The 15,921-nt window shown below is 63.4% G+C and carries 16 protein-coding genes; 9 read left to right on the top strand and 7 right to left on the bottom strand.

The features are described 5' to 3' along the window. Positions 1 to 83: 83 nt before the first annotated feature. Together NKI06_RS05130 and NKI06_RS05125 are read right to left on the bottom strand one after the other, a co-directional pair. On the bottom strand, positions 84 to 1,469 hold the full coding sequence (locus NKI06_RS05130; RefSeq protein WP_023822078.1) for a glutamine synthetase family protein: 1,386 nt from the start codon (positions 1,467 to 1,469) through the stop codon (positions 84 to 86). A 35-nt stretch (positions 1,470 to 1,504) separates the two neighbouring features. Beyond that, positions 1,505 to 2,887 (bottom strand): aspartate aminotransferase family protein, encoded by a 1,383-nt coding sequence (locus tag NKI06_RS05125; RefSeq protein WP_352984334.1) that lies wholly within the window; start codon positions 2,885 to 2,887, stop codon positions 1,505 to 1,507. Between the two features lie 155 nt (positions 2,888 to 3,042). Here NKI06_RS05125 and NKI06_RS05120 point away from each other — a divergent pair, with 155 nt between their 5' ends. Then, the gene (locus NKI06_RS05120) at positions 3,043 to 3,495 is read left to right on the top strand and encodes a hypothetical protein (RefSeq protein ID WP_023683507.1); all 453 of its coding nucleotides are present in this window, start codon (positions 3,043 to 3,045) and stop codon (positions 3,493 to 3,495) included. A gap of 1 nt (position 3,496) precedes the next feature. Here the strand turns inward: NKI06_RS05120 and NKI06_RS05115 are convergent, their stop codons facing one another. Both NKI06_RS05115 and NKI06_RS05110 read right to left on the bottom strand, forming a co-directional pair. After that, a complete protein-coding gene (locus NKI06_RS05115) occupies positions 3,497 to 4,471 on the bottom strand; it encodes a WD40 repeat domain-containing protein (RefSeq protein ID WP_023711331.1) in 975 nt (324 codons plus the stop codon). Positions 4,472 to 4,720: 249 nt separating this feature from the next. Beyond that, the gene (locus tag NKI06_RS05110) at positions 4,721 to 5,761 is read right to left on the bottom strand and encodes a CobW family GTP-binding protein (protein ID WP_352984332.1); all 1,041 of its coding nucleotides are present in this window, start codon (positions 5,759 to 5,761) and stop codon (positions 4,721 to 4,723) included. Between the two features lie 421 nt (positions 5,762 to 6,182). Here NKI06_RS05110 and NKI06_RS05105 point away from each other — a divergent pair, with 421 nt between their 5' ends. Next, the gene (locus NKI06_RS05105; RefSeq protein WP_023694717.1) at positions 6,183 to 6,653 is read left to right on the top strand and encodes a MarR family winged helix-turn-helix transcriptional regulator; all 471 of its coding nucleotides are present in this window, start codon (positions 6,183 to 6,185) and stop codon (positions 6,651 to 6,653) included. Between the two features lie 26 nt (positions 6,654 to 6,679). Here the strand turns inward: NKI06_RS05105 and NKI06_RS05100 are convergent, their stop codons facing one another. Then, entirely contained in the window at positions 6,680 to 7,543 is an 864-nt protein-coding gene (locus tag NKI06_RS05100) for an AraC family transcriptional regulator (RefSeq protein WP_352655606.1), read from the bottom strand. A gap of 46 nt (positions 7,544 to 7,589) precedes the next feature. On the opposite strand from NKI06_RS05100, the gene NKI06_RS05095 reads away from it, so the two are divergent. After that, complete coding sequence (locus tag NKI06_RS05095) at positions 7,590 to 7,997, top strand: DUF2000 family protein (protein ID WP_352984331.1); 408 nt, start codon at positions 7,590 to 7,592, stop codon at positions 7,995 to 7,997. Here NKI06_RS05095 and NKI06_RS05090 read toward each other — a convergent pair. Continuing rightward, the gene (locus NKI06_RS05090) at positions 7,994 to 8,782 is read right to left on the bottom strand and encodes an alpha/beta fold hydrolase (RefSeq protein WP_023689240.1); all 789 of its coding nucleotides are present in this window, start codon (positions 8,780 to 8,782) and stop codon (positions 7,994 to 7,996) included. The genes NKI06_RS05095 and NKI06_RS05090 overlap by 4 nt on opposite strands. A gap of 127 nt (positions 8,783 to 8,909) precedes the next feature. On the opposite strand from NKI06_RS05090, the gene NKI06_RS05085 reads away from it, so the two are divergent. The 5 genes from NKI06_RS05085 (at position 8,910) to NKI06_RS05065 (ending at position 13,488) form a co-directional block, all read left to right on the top strand. Next, positions 8,910 to 9,851 carry a LysR family transcriptional regulator gene (locus NKI06_RS05085; protein WP_352984329.1) on the top strand — a complete coding sequence of 314 codons (942 nt, stop codon included), beginning with the start codon at positions 8,910 to 8,912 and terminating at the stop codon, positions 9,849 to 9,851. A 193-nt stretch (positions 9,852 to 10,044) separates the two neighbouring features. Next, positions 10,045 to 10,929 carry a DMT family transporter gene (locus NKI06_RS05080; RefSeq protein ID WP_032902466.1) on the top strand — a complete coding sequence of 295 codons (885 nt, stop codon included), beginning with the start codon at positions 10,045 to 10,047 and terminating at the stop codon, positions 10,927 to 10,929. A 63-nt stretch (positions 10,930 to 10,992) separates the two neighbouring features. Then, positions 10,993 to 12,015, top strand: coding sequence for a LacI family DNA-binding transcriptional regulator (locus NKI06_RS05075; RefSeq protein ID WP_023671355.1), 1,023 nt, complete (start codon positions 10,993 to 10,995; stop codon positions 12,013 to 12,015). Beyond that, positions 12,012 to 12,995 carry a 2-hydroxyacid dehydrogenase gene (locus tag NKI06_RS05070; protein WP_023822071.1) on the top strand — a complete coding sequence of 328 codons (984 nt, stop codon included), beginning with the start codon at positions 12,012 to 12,014 and terminating at the stop codon, positions 12,993 to 12,995. Before NKI06_RS05075 ends, NKI06_RS05070 begins: the two co-directional genes overlap by 4 nt. Before the next feature lie 82 nt (positions 12,996 to 13,077). Continuing rightward, positions 13,078 to 13,488: a hypothetical protein gene (locus NKI06_RS05065; protein WP_023729722.1), complete on the top strand. Its 411-nt coding sequence runs from the start codon at positions 13,078 to 13,080 to the stop codon at positions 13,486 to 13,488. Positions 13,489 to 13,498: 10 nt separating this feature from the next. Here the strand turns inward: NKI06_RS05065 and NKI06_RS05060 are convergent, their stop codons facing one another. After that, entirely contained in the window at positions 13,499 to 14,272 is a 774-nt protein-coding gene (locus tag NKI06_RS05060; protein WP_023725934.1) for a gamma-glutamyl-gamma-aminobutyrate hydrolase family protein, read from the bottom strand. 294 nt (positions 14,273 to 14,566) lie between these two features. On the opposite strand from NKI06_RS05060, the gene NKI06_RS05055 reads away from it, so the two are divergent. After that, complete coding sequence (locus NKI06_RS05055) at positions 14,567 to 15,676, top strand: TRAP transporter substrate-binding protein (protein ID WP_023725935.1); 1,110 nt, start codon at positions 14,567 to 14,569, stop codon at positions 15,674 to 15,676. The last annotated feature ends 245 nt before the right edge of the window (positions 15,677 to 15,921 follow it).

Genomic DNA, 15,921 nt, shown 5'->3' with positions numbered 1-15,921 from the left:
CTCATTTGATGCAGGCGGCGAAAAAGTAATCGCCGCCTGATCGTCGGGCTAGCAGGACGACTGCCCGAGTTCCAGGCGGTCTCTCAGACCTCATGGAGGTAGAGGTGGTAATCCAGCTCGCTGACGGTGCGGGCGACGCGCAGATACTCCGACTGCTTGATCGCCACGAAGGTGCGATGCAGATCCTCGCCAAGCGCCTCTTTCAGGAAGCTCGAGGCCCGCGCCGCCTCGATCGCGGCGCGCCAGTCGACCGGCATGGTCGTGCGCGTGACGGCGGCTTCATAGCCATTCCCAGTGGTTTCGGGGCCGGGGTCGAGGCCTTCGTCCAGACCCTTGATGATGCCGGCCAGCACCGTTGCCGCGATCAGGTAGGGATTGGCGTCGACACCCGACGGCCGGTGCTCGATGCGCCGGTTCTTGGCGTCGCCCGCCGGGATGCGCAGCGCCACCGAACGGTTGTTGACGCCCCAGGTCGGCGCCACCGGCGCATAGGACTGCGAGACGAAGCGCCGCCAGGAATTGGCGTGCGGCGCAAACACCAGCATCGATTCGGCCATGGTCTGGATCAGCCCGCCGAGCCCCTGCAGCAGCGGCAGCGACCAGCTTTCGCCGCCAGCCTCGGCAAAAACGTTGCGGCCGTTCTTGTCCTGCAACGAAACATGGAAATGCATGCCGGAGCCGGCGTATTTTTCGATCGGCTTGGCCATGAAGCAGGCGGTGACACCATGGCGGCGCGCCTGCGCCCGCACCAGCCGCTTCAACATGACGAGGTCGTCGGCCGCCCGCATGACATCCTTGCGATAGTTCAGCGTCAGCTCGTACTGGCCGGGCGCGTATTCGGAAATCACCGTTTCGGCCGGAATGCCTTGCGCCTTAGCCGCGGCATAGATGTCGGAAAACAGCGGCTCCATGCCGTGCAGATGGTCGACGGAATAGACTTCCGTCTTGGCCGAGCGGCGGCCGTCGAGCACGGCGTCCGCCGGCTTTACCTTGCCGTCGGCGTCACGCTCATTGGCAAGCAGGAAAAATTCGAGTTCGAAGGCGCCGGCGGGATAGAGGCCCTTGGCCGCCAAGATGTCGACCTGCCTGGCCAGCGCCAGCCGTGGGTCCGACGACATAGGCTGTCCCTCGAGATGGTACATCGCCATCAGCAACTGGCCGCGCGGCGGGTTCGTGCCGTAAAGCGGCACCAGCGTGCCGGGGATCGGCCATGCCCTGAGATCGCCGTCTCCAGTCGTCCAGATCAGCCCGGTTTCGTGCACATCCTCGCCGGTGATGTCGAGGCCGAGGATCGAGATCGGCATGTGGCGGCCGCCCTCGAAGATGCTTTTCAGCTCATGCCGGCGCACGATCTTGCCGCGGCCGACCCCGTTGGCGTCGGTCAAGACGATATCGAAGGCTTCGATTTCGGGATGGGCGTCGAGAAAGGCTTGCGCCTCGGCGGGCGTCGAGCCCGAAGGTGAAGTCATGATTAGTGTACTCGAGTTTGGCTTGGCAGCTTGTCTCATGCCGTCAGCCTTGCCGCAACCGTGGCGAAGGCGGTGATCAGCCGGTTGACCTGGGCGCCGGTGGTGGCCGGCGAGATCAGCATCATGTTGTGAAAGGGCGCGATCAGCACGCCCTGGTTGACCAGCGCGACATGGATAGCCGCCTCAAGCTCCGGCGCATGGGCAGTCTCGGCTTCGGCGCCGTTCCTGAGCGGGCCAGGGGCGCAGATGAACTCGACGCGGGCGCCGACGCGGGCGACATGCCAGGGCAGATTGTAGCGATCGATGACGCCGGTCAGCCCGGCATCGAGCCGCAGGGCGAGGCGATCCATCCGGGCATAATTCTCCTGCGTCATCACCTCTTCGAGCGTTGCGCGCATGGCTGCGAACTGCAGCGGGTTCGCCGACAGCGTCGTGCCCATGCCGGAATAGGCCGGCTCCTTGGTTCGATTGTAGTCGGCATAGCGCGAGGCGACCTCGTCGCTCATGCCCCACACGCTTGCCGGCACGCCACCGGCGATCGGCTTGCCCAGCACGAAAAGGTCGGGCTGCAGCCCGAATTTTCTGGTGTAGCCCCCTGGGCCGGTCGAGATGGTGTGGGTCTCGTCGATCAGCAGCAGCGTTCCGGCCGCGCGCGTCAGTTTGCGCAAGGCGTCGTGAAAACCCGGATCGGGCAGCACCATGCAGGAATTGGTCAGCACCGGCTCGGCGATGACGCAGGCGACATCGCGGTCGGCGAGCGCCGCTTCCAGTGCAGCAACATCGTTGAATTCGATGACCTTCGCCGTCCTGGTCAGGTCGCGGAATTCGCCCGCCAGGCCCGGCCGGTTGACAGCTTTGCCGTCGACCAGCCGGACCATCGTCTCGTCGACCGAGCCGTGATAGCAGCCGTTGAAGACCAGGATCTTTTCCCGACCGGTGATAGCGCGGGCAACACGCAGCGCGAAGCGGTTGGCGTCGGTGGCGCTGGTGGCGATCTGCCAGAACGGCAGACCGAAACGCTGTGTGAGCAGCGGCCCGATGGCCAGCGCATCCTCCGAAGGCAGCATATAGGTCAGGCCGCGCCCGGCCTGGCGGCGGATGGCGCGCGCCACCGGCGGCGGCGAATGGCCGAACATCGAACCGGTGTCGCCGAGGCAGAAATCGTCCAGCCTGTTGCCGTCGATATCCGTGATGGCGGCGCCCTTGGCGCTTTCGACCAGGATCGGGAATGGCGTCGGCCAGTCGTTCATCCAGTGCATCGGCACACCGCCGAAGAAGCCTGGCAGGCCGTTACCGACCTTGGCCTGCGATTTCGGCCGCGCCTTGCGGAAGGTGTTCGCCTCGCTTGTCCGCAATGCAGCGATGCGGTCACGGCTGATACCGCCAATGGACGCCTTTGAACTGTTCGTGCTGTACATGAAATCCCTCTCGGCCGGCACACTACCCAATTGGCGACGGCAACCGCAATTGGCCGTGTTGGTGCGCTGCATTGGGTCAGCAGCAAGTTCGGCAGACTTGACCTTCCGGCGCAGTCGGGCGCCAATGCGATCGGGTCTGTGGTTTGGGGAGAAGAATGCGGACGATCATCTGCGCTATTGCGCTACTCTTGTCGGCCGCTGCGGCTTCCGCATCGGGCGGCGTCTGGTGTTCCGTCGATGACAAAGCGGTGCAATTCGAGGTCGGCGCCGGGGTCACCAGAGGTATGGGCGGCCCGACCTTCAATTTTCGCGGCGATCTCGAGATACTTGGCCGGCCGGAAGGCGACAGTCTGCGCAAGACCGTCTTCGAGGATTCCGACCTCACCCAGTACTGGCTGGACGACAAGGAGTTGCGGCTGAACGTCTACCACGAGCATCAGCTCGGAGATAAATTCAACTCTGTCGAACTGACGATCCTGACCAAGACCAGTGACGAGGGCGTCTATGACGGCCGGTACACGCTTGCCGTCTACGACAACGCCGCCGACACGGAACAGGACGGCAAGCCGAAAGAATTGACCGGCAAGGTGTCGTGCGGAGCCGAATAGGTCACGCCGAGATATCGATGACGCCGCAGTCGCCGGCGGCACTGCCGAAGGCGACCCGGCGCTCTTCCTTGTCCCACATCATCGCGGTGATGGCGCCCATGCCCGGGCGGCGCAACAGCACCTCTTTGGCATCGGTAAAGCGCACCGCCATGACCATGCCGTCATCATAGCCGACGGCGACGACATCCTGGCTCGGATGGCAGGCAACCGATGTCACCATGGCGTTGCCGCGCGTGCCGAGCTCCAGCGGCGCCTTGCCCATCGGGCCGTCCTTGCCCGAAAACGGCCAGACGATCGCCGCCGGCGCGCCGGAACTCGCCAGCCACTTGCCCTTCACGCTCCACGACAGGCTTTTGACCTTGCCGGGATAGCCGGTCATGCGCATGTGCTTGCCGTCGGCGAGCTTCCAACCATGCAGCGCGTTTTCCTGCATGGTGGTGACGAGGAAGGCGCCATCCGGCGAGAAGGTCACGCCGGTATGGGCGCCGGCCCATTCCAGCTCCACCGGTCTGCCCTCGGCGGCCGGGAAATGCAGCGTCGCGCCATTGTAGCGGGCGACGCCGAAGCGCATGCCCTTGGGGGAGAAGGCCAGCCCCTCGACCGAACGTGGATGGGCAAACTCTTTGGTCTTGCCGTCGGCAAAGCGCACGAACGCAGTCTTGCCTGTGGCATAGGCGATAGCGCCTTGCGGCCCGGCGGCGACGCTGGTGATCCACTTCTTGCCGGCGCTGGCGAGTTCGCTGACATTGCCGCCGGCGGCAACGGCAAAAATCTTGCCGTCCTCGCCGCCGGTGATCAGGCGGTCGTTGGCGGCGTCATGGAACGTGGAGAGCAGGCCGTCATTGGCCTGAATTGTCTTGTGGCCGTTGTCGAGCCTATGAACTGTCCCATCGGCGAGCGCAAAATGCGGCACGTTGTCGAGGAAGACGGCGGCAAGGCAGTGACCTTCCAGGTCGAGGGGAGCAACTGTGGGCATCAGGACCATTCCAATGAAGCTGTCACCACTCCCGGGAAGCCACTGAGGCGGCCAGGCCTGGCGTCAACCTTCTCCCCTTGTGGGAGAAGGTGGATCGGCGCGCAGCGCCGAGACGGATGAGGGGTGTTGAACGGATCGCCGTCGGTGCCGAGCTGGAGCACCCCTCATCCGACCTCGCTTCGCGAGGCCACCTTCTCCCACAAGGGGAGAAGGAAGAGCGGGCAGCGCTAGCGCCATAGAGTCCGGAAATCAAGCCGCCTGGCAGGCGTCAAAGCTCTTCTTCAGCCGTTCGGCGTCAAGCTCGCGGCCGATGAACACCAGCCGGCTCTCATGCTTTTCGCCGTCTTTCCAAGCGCGCTGGTGGTCGCCTTCGATGATCATGTGCACGCCTTGGATGACATAGCGCTCGTCGTCGCCCTTGAGCGCGATGATGCCTTTCAGCCGCAGGATGTTGGGACCTTCCATCTGAGTGATCTTCTCGATCCACGGGAAGAATTTCTTCGGGTCCATCTCGCCGCCGCGCAGCGACACCGACTGCACGGTCACGTCATGGATGTCGGAGGGATGCGCGTGATCGTGATGATGATGGTCGTGGTGATCGTGGTCGTGATCATGGTGGTCGTGATCATGATCGTGCGCCTCGAGAAAATGGGGATCGTTTTCCAATGCGCGCGACAGGTCGAAGGCGCCGCGGTCGAGCACTTCCGACAGCGCCACGCCGGCGCGCGTGGTGCGGTGGATCCTGGCCGCCGGGTTGATGGCGCGGATGGTGGCTTCGACCTTGGCCAGCTCTTCGGGCGTCACCAGATCGGTCTTGTTCAGCACGACAACATCGGCGAAGGCGATCTGGTCCTCGGCTTCCTTGGAATCCTTCAACCTGAGCGGCAGGTGCTTGGCGTCGACCAGGGCCACGACAGCGTCGAGTTTGGTCTTGGAGCGCACGTCGTCGTCCATGAAGAAGGTCTGCGCCACCGGCACAGGATCGGCGAGGCCGGTGGTCTCGACGACGATGGCGTCGAAGCGGCCGGGACGGCGCATCAGGCCTTCGACGACGCGGATCAGGTCGCCGCGCACCGTGCAGCAGACGCAGCCATTGTTCATTTCGTAGATTTCCTCGTCGGATTCCACGATCAAATCATTGTCGATGCCAATCTCGCCGAATTCATTGACGATGACGGCATAACGCTTGCCATGGTTTTCCGACAGGATGCGGTTGAGCAGCGTCGTCTTGCCGGCGCCGAGATAGCCGGTGAGAACGGTCACGGGGATTTGCGTCTGTGCTTCGCTCATATCTTGCCTCGAAATGGCTGGGCCACGGAATTGCGGGCCGCAAGAAGGGATTGTTGGCCTGATATAGGATGTGTGCCGGCCTTTTGCACGAGGCAAACCGCCTGGGTGTTTGACCCAGGATTGACGAAGCGGATGGGTAGACCCGAGAGGCCGAGTGCGAGGGATGCCGACCATCAACGTGTCGCCGGAAACGCCTCTTCGTTGACGTGTGCTGAGCCGCGCCGCGTCAAACCGTTGCAATCGCCTTGGCGGAAACTCGTTTGTCATCTAACTGAAATAAACATCTGGCATCACCATTTCGAGCACCACAAATGCTTGCCGGCAAAGCTGTTTCGAAAGCCGGAATCTTTTGGATCGTCGATTGCCAACCGGCCGGCTGCGTCTATGCTGCACGCACCGGTACGGCCGAAGAGGGATCACCATGGCCAAGGCGGACAAGACTGCAACGATGAGCCGGCTGCATTCGGCGGCAAGGCTGGCAAGGACCGCGCTGGCGGCGCGGCTTCTGGCGCACGGCTTCTATGCCGGCCAGGACCAGATCATGCTGACGCTCGACCGCGAGGACGGCCAGACGCCCGGCAATCTCGCCGGCCGCCTCGGCGTGCGCCCACCGACCATCACCAAGACCATCAACCGGCTGCAGGCCCAGGGCTTTTTGGAAAAGCGCGCCTCTTCCGCGGATGCACGCCAGGCGCATATCTTTCTCACCGACACCGGCCGCGAGATCATCCACGCCATCGAGAAGTCGGTGAAGAAGACCGAAAAGCAGGCCTTGAAGGGCCTCGACAAGAAAGAACAGAAGACGCTGTTCAAGCTGCTCGCCCGCATCGAGGCCAATTTGTCGAACGAGGAGCTGGTGCTCGTCGACGACGACGCCGACATCGACGACTGACCGGCACGGCGGCCGCGTGTCTTGAGCTAGGCCGCCACCGAAGGGCCGCGCACCAGCGCCGACCAGCGGCCGGGCGTCAGGCCGAATGCTTTCTTGAAATGCCTGTTGAAATGACTCTGGTCGCTGAAGCCGGCGCCAACGGCAATCTCGGCCAGCGGCTCGCCCACCTCGATCATCCGTCTTGCCTTTTGCAGCCGGCGCATCAGCAGGAACCGATGCGGGCTGGTGGAATAGGTCGCGCGAAAATGGCGTGACAGCGCATAGCGGTCGAGCCCGGTGACGGCTTCCAGCTCATCGGAACGAACGGACCGCTCGGCATTCTCCTCGAGATAGCCGCGCGCCAGCGCTGCCGCACGCGAGGCCGACTTCCCCATCGGCTTTGCTTTCTGTCCCGCATGACGCCCCAGATGCTGCGCCAGCTCCGCAACGAAATCGGCGACGAACAGCTCGTCCAGTTCCTCATAGAGCGGCGACAGGGCCGAAAGCAGCGTGCCACGCAAGGCAGGATCGCTGACCACAGCATCCCTGACGAAAGGCAGCGGCGCGCCGTCGAGGCAGTCGAGCAGCAGTGACGGCTCCAGATAGAGGATCCGGTAGCGCAGACCATCCTCGGTCCCGGCGCCGCCATCGTGCACTTCGTCGGGATGCAGCACGATAACCTGGCCGGGCAGGCTGTGGTTGACAGTGCCCCTGTAGTGGAAGCGCTGCACACCGGAAAGCGTCACGCCGACGGCAAGCGTATCATGACGGTGCAGGTCGAAGGCTTTGCCATGGAAATGCGCCTCGATGCGCTCGATGCCGGTCCTGCCTGGCGCCGAGACGATCCGGTCTTCATCCGCGCACGAACGTCCAAGACCCTGTGTCGCCTCACCGTCTAGATCGTGCGTCATCACCTATCCCTGCCCTTCATGGGCGTGCTCCGGAGTCCTCATTTTGGTGTTCGATACGAAATTTGCAATCGTGCTGCGGGACGATCTCGCCGTCTGGCAAAAGCTCAACGTCACGGCCTTCCTGAGCAGCGGCGTCGTCGCGCAATTCCCCGACATTATCGGCGAACCCTACCGCGACCGCGCCGGCAACCTTTACAATCCTCTGTCGATCCAGCCGGTCATCGTGCTTTCGGCCGATGGGCCGACGCTCAACTCCATCCACCGGAAGGCGCTGGCGCGGGGCGTGACGGCGTCAGCCTATGTCGAGGAGATGTTTGCCACCGGCTTCGATGCGGCCAACCGCGCCGTCTTCGCCGAGTTCGGCCCTGAGGACGCCAAGATCGTCGGCATCGCGCTGCGTGCCGACAAGAAACTCGTCGACAAGATCACCAAGGGCGCCCGCATGCACGCCTAATTCAGCAGGAAGCGTGTAACGGCGCTCATGAATTCAGTCGGCCGCTCGACGTTCAGCATATGGACGCCCGGAAGCAGTGTAAGCGTGGCGCCGGGGATGCTGGCTGCGATCGCCTCGCTGTGGCTTGCCAGCGTTACCTTGTCGTCTTCTCCACCGATCACCAGGGTGGGGGCGGTAATGAGGGAGACAGTCCGGCGCAGATCGCAATCGCGTACGGCGGCGAAGCATCCCGCGAGACCTTGGGGCGGCGTCGCCAGGACCATCGCGCGGAACGCGTCGACGGTTTCGTTTGGGCCGGCAAGCATCGAGGCGGGAAACCAGTTGTGCATGAACATGTCCGCGGCGGCCGACATGTTGCTCGCAGCAAGGACAGTACGGATCTGCTCGTCAAAGTAAGAAGCCGGCCCGAGATGTGGCGAGGTGTTGGAAAGGATGAGACGCTCGATGCGGTCCGGGGCATGGATACCCAGCCACTGCCCTACGAAGCCGCCCAGCGACAGCCCGCAGAAATGCACGCGGGCGATCTGAAGCGCATCCAGCAACTCAAGGACGTCGCGGCCCAGCCGATCGAGCGAATAGGCTCCGGCCGGAGCATCGGAACTGCCGTGGCCGCGCAGATCATAGCGCAGCACCCGGAAAGATCCGGCAAATTCCGCAAGCTGCCGGTCCCACATATGCAGGTTCGTCGCAATGGAATTCGAGAGCACAAGCACAGGGCCGGCCCCCGCCAGCTGATAGGCGATCCGGCAGCCGTCGCCCGTCGTAAAATAAAGCGTGTCAGTCATCTGGTCCTCATCTCACCCTGGCGAAAGGAGTTCGATGCTCCCGCCGCCCTTTGAATGAGCCACCCTAGCCTCGTAATTATCCAGGAAAATTACTATGATTGGACAATCTCAGTAGGTTTTGGCGATAATGAATGGTCTGAAACTCCACGACCTACGGTGCTTTGACGCCGTGGCAAGCGAGGGCAGCTTCCAGGCGGCCGCCCTTGCCTTGAACCGATCGCATCCATCCGTCTTCGCCGCTGTCGCACGCCTCGAGCAGTTGCTCGGGCTCACACTTCTCGACCGCAGCGGATATCGGGTGGGGCTGACGGAGGCGGGCCGCGAGTTTCACGCGCGAGCGCAGCTGACATTGCGCGAGCTCGACCATCTGCGAACCTATGCGGGCCAGTTGGCGAGTGGCGAGGAGACGGTCCTGCGTGTCGTCATGGGTGATCTGTGCCCGCGACCGCAAATCCTGCGTATGCTCAGCGGCTTCTTTGCCGAACGCACCGGGACACGCCTGCACCTGGAGTACGAGGCGGTCGGCGGTCCGCTCGAACGGTTGATGGAAGGCTCGGCTGACCTCATCTTCCATCGCGCGGATCCTTCCGATCCGCATCTCGAGCGGATCGATCTCTGCGCGGTGCCCCTCGTGCCGGTGGTGGCGCCTGGGTTCCTTCCGTTCGCGCCTGGCCGCGAGATTGCGCCGGAGCAGATGCGGCCCTTCACCCAGTGCGTGATCCGCGACACGGCGCGGCGGCCAGCGCCGGAGAGCTATTTCCTCATCGACGGTGCGCATCAGTGCTCGGCGCCGGATCATCTGATGAAGAAGGAACTGATCCTTCACGGACTGGCCTGGGGCCATCTGCCGGCATGGCTGATCGAGGACGAACTGCGGGATAGGAAGCTGATCTCGATCGCTGGTGCACATCTGCCCGGCCGGACGGAGACCTTGGCGGCGGTGCGCCGGCGCGACCGACCGCATGGACCCGTCGCCCAGGCGTTGTGGCTTCATCTCCAGGCGCAAATGGCATCCGACGGCAAAGCACCGGGATGTCAGAACGTCGCAGCGGAACGCAAGGCGCCTTAGCTGGCATCGGATTGGGCATCGGATTGGCCTGCGCTGAACCTGTCTCAGACGCCTGTTGTGCCAGTCGCTTTTGGCTTGCCGGGCGCAGGCGATTGCCGCAAAGGTTAAGCGTTGCTCCTCCCTGCCCGGCCTGACATTGAACGTTCCCGCAAAATCAGACGAAAGCGCAACGCCGCCCGCCGCGATGCTGTTCATGCTTTCCACCTATGTCTTTTTCACCTTTCTCGACACATCGAGCAAATATCTGGTCCTGGCCGGCGTCTCGGCGCTGATCGTCGCCTGGGCCCGCTTCACCGTCCATGTCCTGCTTGTCGGCGTCTTCCTGCGCGGCTGGCGCGAGCCGTCGCGCTTCCGCGCCAACAATTTGCCGGCCCACATCCTGCGCGGCGGTCTGTTGTTCGGCTCGACGATGTGCAACGTCATGGCGCTCAAAACGCTTCAACTGGCCGAGACCACCTCGATCTACTTCTTCGGGCCGATGGTGATCACCGCCCTTGCCGGACCGCTGCTTGGTGAATGGGCCGGCTGGCGGCGCTGGCTGGCGATCCTGACGGGTTTTGTCGGCGTGCTCGTCATCACAAGGCCGGGCGTCGGCGTGTTCGGTCTCGGCCACCTCTTCGCGCTCGGCTCCATGCTGTCGAACTGTTTTTACGTCATCATGACGCGCCGCATGTCGGCCAGCGAAAGCTCGGAAAGCCTGATCCTGTTTTCGGCGCTGGCGCCGGCCGTGCTCCTTTTGCCGATGCTGCCGTTCTCGCATCAGCTGCCGCAGGATGGCTGGCATTGGGTCATCCTGGTGATGCTGGGCGTGTTTGGCGCCGGCGGCCACTGGCTTCTGGTGCAGGCCTACCGACTGGCGACCACCACGGCGCTGGCGCCTTACCCGTATTCGCAGATGGTCTGGATGATCCTGTCCGGCTGGATCATCTTCCACCAGTTCCCCGACCGCTGGACGCTGGTGGGTGCTGCGATCATCGTCGCCAGCGGCCTTTACATCATCCATCGCGAGCACCGTTTGCGGCTGCGCAATCGCACGACCGTCGATGTCGAAGCGGAGGCGCTGGCGAAAAAACTTTGATTTGCTCCGAATCCGATGGCATAACGCCGCATTTAAAAAATTTAAAAAACGGGGAGCGAAGGGCTGGCACAAAAGATCAAGCTTTCGACGATCGCGGATGCGCTTGGCGTCTCCACGGCCACGGTCTCCCTCGCCTTGCGCGACAGTCCACTGGTCGCAGGCGCCACGCGTGACCGCATCAAGGAGCATGCGCGGGCCATCGGGTATATCTACAACCGCCGCGCCGCCTCACTGCGCACCTCGCGCTCGGGGATTGTCGGCGTCGTCGTGCACGACATCATGAACCCGTTCTTCGCCGAGATCCTGCGCTCCATCGAAAGCGAACTCGATCGCAGCCGGCAGACCTTTATCCTGTCCAACCACTACGACCAGCTGGAAAAGCAGCGCACCTTCATCGACACGCTGCTGCAGCTCGGCGCCGATGGCGTCATCATGTCGCCGGCCATCGGCACGCCGGCTTCCGACATCGTCATGGCCGAAGAAAACGGCCTGCCGGCGGTGCTGATCGCACGCAGCGTGGAAGGCGCCGACGTGCCGGTGTTTCGCGGCGACGATGCCTATGGCACAGCACTTGCCACCAATCACCTGATCTCGCTCGGGCACAAGCGCATCGCCATGATCGGCGGCACCGACCAGACCTCGACCGGGCGCGACCGCTACCAGGGCTATCTCAACGCCATGGAAGCCGCCGGGCTGGAAGTCAGGCCGTCCTGGCGCATTGCCGGGCCGCGCACCAAGCAGGGCGGATTCGAGGCGGCTGGACAGTTTCTGGCGCTTAAAGACAAGCCAACCGCCGCCTGCTGCTGGAATGATCTCGTCGCCATAGGGCTGATGAACGGCATTGCCCGCGCCGGCCTGGTGCCGGGCGCCGACATATCGGTCACCGGCTATGACGATCTCGAGGAGGCGGCAATCGCGACACCGGCGCTCACCACAGTCTGGAATGGCCAGCGAGAGGTTGGCCGCCGTGCCGCCAGCGCGCTGCTCGACAAGCTGAACGGACAGGCGGTACGGCCGTCACAGGAACTGATCAAGCCGGAACTGCATGTGCGCCAGTCGACCGGCAAGCCGGTGGAGCGTGCATGACCAAGACTGATGCGTTGCAGACCGTCGCCGTTCTGGTGCCGGGACATTTCAACGACCATGCGGTCGAGCGCATCGACCGCACCTTCAAGCGGGTCAAGATAGAGCGCGCCGATCCCGCCCTGGTCACCGACGAGATGCGCCATGACGTGCGCGCCATTGCGTCCTTTGCCGGCGTCAATGCGGCATTGATGGATGCATTGCCCAACCTCGAACTCATCGCCTCCTTCGGCGTCGGCTATGATTCGGTCGATGCCGGCCATGCGGCCAAGAAAAACATCATGGTCACCAACACCCCCGATGTTTTGACCGAGGAGGTCGCCGACACCACGATCGGCCTTTTGCTCAACACCGTGCGTGAACTTTACAACGCCGAGAAATGGCTGCGCGACGGCAGTTGGGTGAAGAAGGGCAACTATCCCCTGAGCCGGCTGACCTTGCGCGGTCGGCATGTCGGCATTTTCGGCATGGGCCGCATCGGCCTTGCCATTGCGCGCCGGCTGGAAGCGTTCGGGCTGCCGGTGGCCTACCACAACAGGCGCAAGGTCGAAGGTCTGGCTTATGAATACCACCCGACGCTGAAGGGCCTTGCCGAAGCGGTCGATACGCTGATTTCCGTAGTGCCGGGCGGCGCTTCCACGGAGAAGGCGGTCAATGCCGAAATCCTGGCGGCGCTTGGCGCCAACGGCGTTTTCGTCAACATCGGCCGTGGCAGCACGGTCGACGAGGCAGACCTCGCCGCAGCGCTTGCCAACGGCACCATTGCCGCCGCCGGGCTCGATGTTTTCGCCGATGAACCGAATGTGCCCAAGGCTTTGCTGAAGGCGCCCAACACCTCGCTTTTGCCCCATGTCGGCTCGGCCTCGCACCACACGCGCCGCGCCATGGCGGATCTGTGCGTCGACAATCTGGTATCCTGGTTCAGCGAGCGCCGGCCACTGACCCCGGTGCCTGAGACGGCGCAAGTCAAGCCACGAAGCTGAGCGGCTCTCTGCCACACTCGTTAACGTCGGCTTAACGCTTTGGAATCATTGTGCATCTGCCCCGGGGGGCGCGGAGTGCAGGATGACGAAACTTCCGGCATTGATTGCGGCAGCGGCACTTTTCGCCGGCTTTCAGCTGTTTCACGGCGGCAGTAGTGAAAGTTCGGCCAATGAAGCAAGGCCGGCAACCACCTTCAGGCTGGTCGCCAATGGCGACGAAGGCGACTGCGCGGTTAGCCGCGGCGCCGCGATTGACGATGGCCTGTCGCTGTTGACCGTGGCGCCGAGTTGCCGCGGGTTGCTGCCGGGGATCGAGCGGGCAAAATTCTGGCGAGAGGGCGAGGACGGCACAATCGCGTTCAGCGCCGACGGCACCGACCCGATCGTCACCTTCTCGGTTGCGGATGGCGACGGCTACGAATCCTACGCTCCGGCCACGCCGCTGCTTTCGCTGGCGACAACCGGCGAACTGGATCAATCCGCCGGCAATTGATCGTCGGGATTTATTCCGCCGCCGCCCGTGCACCGGCCTTCGCCGCCGCATGCAGCCGCACCGCATCGCCGAAGGCGCGGAAGATCTTGGCCGAGTTGCCGTCCGACTTGACCCAGTATTCGGGGTGCCATTGCACGCCGACGGCGAAGGCGCGGGCGTCCTTCACCGAAACGGCCTCGACCGTGCCGTCGCCGGCAACCGCCTCGACCTGCAGCTTCGAGCCGAGCCGGTCGATGCCTTGGCGGTGCAGCGAGTTGACCTTGATGTCGCCGGCGCCGAATACACCGGCCAGGCAACTGCCCGGCTTGATCGAAATGGTCTGGTGAATGGCGAAACGTTCGTCCTGATTGTCGCTCACCGGCGCGCGATGGTCCAGCGAACCTTCGCGCTCCTGGATCTCGGTGCCAAGCGTGCCGCCTAGCGCCACGTTCAACTCCTGGATGCCGCGGCAGATGGCAAGCAGCGGCACGCCGCGCTCGATCGCCTTGCAGATCAACGGCAGCGTGGTGGAATCGCGCGCCGGGTCGTAGGGGCCGTTGGCCTCGCTGGCGTCGCCGCCATAGAGCGAGGGATGCACGTTGGACTTTGAGCCGGTGACCATGACACCATCGACCGAGGACAACAGCTCGTCGAAATCGAGCCGGTCGCCGAAGGACGGCACCAAAAGCGGGAACACGCCGGCGCCGGAAAGTGCTGCCTCGATATATTGCTGCGGGACGGCATGCCAAGTGTAGTTGTCGAACTGACGGACGTCGGTGGATATGGCGACGAGCGGCTGGTGCATTTGGGTCCGGATTCCATCTGGAGCGAAGCGAATTATCTATTGTGCCTGCAAAATAGGCGATCCGAAGGCGCTTTTCCATGGCAAGTTTCGCCATCTCGCATGGGCCACGCGGCGAACGTTAGACTATAGTTGCAGGCTGGCCGGCCGGCCCGCGGATTTGTCGCCAGCGCCGCCGTCAAATCCCGCTGCCATGCTGGACTCGACCCCTTGCCCGTGTATTGTTTCGGCAAATCGATACCGGGCGTGAGGAGACGTCCCTGATGTCGGTTTGTTGGTCCAAAAGGGAGGTTCTGCATGGATCGTCGTTCATTCATCCGCAAGGCCGGGGTCACCGGCGTGGGCGCAGCGGCGGCTGCCGCGACGCTAGCCGCACCGGCAATCGCCCAGTCCAATCCTAAAGTGACGTGGCGGCTGGCGTCATCTTTCCCCAAGTCACTCGATACGATCTATGGCGGCGCCGAAGTCTTCTCCAAGATGCTGTCTGAGGCGACGGACGGCAATTTCCAGGTCCAGGTCTTCGCCTCCGGCGAACTCGTACCCGGCCTGCAGGCCGCCGACGCCACCACGGCCGGCACCGTCGAGGCCTGCCACACGGTGTCATACTATTATTGGGGCAAGGACCCGACATGGGCGCTCGGTGCGGCGGTGCCGTTCTCGCTCAACGCGCGCGGCATGAATGCCTGGCACTATCATGGCGGCGGCATCGACCTGTTCAACGAGTTTCTCGCCACGCAAGGCCTGTTCGGCCTGCCCGGCGGCAACACCGGCGTGCAGATGGGCGGCTGGTTCCGCAAGGAGATCAACACCGTCGCCGATCTCTCCGGCCTCAAGATGCGCATCGGCGGCTTTGCCGGCAAAGTGGTCTCGAAGCTCGGCGTCGTACCGCAGCAGATCGCCGGTGGCGACATCTATCCGGCGCTGGAAAAAGGCACGATCGACGCCGCCGAATGGGTCGGCCCCTATGACGACGAGAAGCTCGGCTTCTACAAGGTCGCGCCCTATTACTACTATCCCGGCTGGTGGGAAGGCGGCCCGACCGTCCATCTCCTGTTCAACAAGGCGAAGTACGAAGAGCTTTCGCCGGCCTACAAGTCGCTGGTGCACACGGCCGCGCACGCGGCGGACGCCAACATGCTGCAGAAATACGACTACCTCAATCCTGCAGCAGTCAAGCGGCTGGTGGCCGGCGGCGCGAAATTGCGCCCGTTCAGCCAGGACATCATGGCCGCCTGTTTCGAGAAGGCCAATGAGGTCTACACCGAAATGGAAGCCACCAACGCACCGTTCAAGAAGATCTGGGACTCGATCAAGGGCTTCCGCAAGGAGCACTATCTGTGGGCGCAGGTGGCCGAGTACAATTACGACACCTTCATGATGGTCCAGCAGCGCAACGGCAAACTGTAGGCTGGGATCTGTCCCTTCTCCCCGTCACTGTACGGGGAGAAGGTCCCGGCAGGTGGATGAGGGGCGGCGCAAACTTCGGCGATTGATCGCCTTGGGCTTGGTAGCCGCCCCGAAATTATAGCTTATCTTTCCAAGCGTTGACGCTGCACCTCACCTGCCTGCCGGCATCCTCTCCCCGTATAGTGACGGGGAGAGGGACGCGGTCATCGTCGTTTCGCCAATCGCCAACGTCGCAGGATTGAGGC

The sequence above is a fragment of the Mesorhizobium sp. M0772 genome (assembly GCF_040320135.1).
Lineage (GTDB): Bacteria > Pseudomonadota > Alphaproteobacteria > Rhizobiales > Rhizobiaceae > Mesorhizobium.
This window is presented reverse-complemented; position numbering and strand designations above follow the sequence as displayed.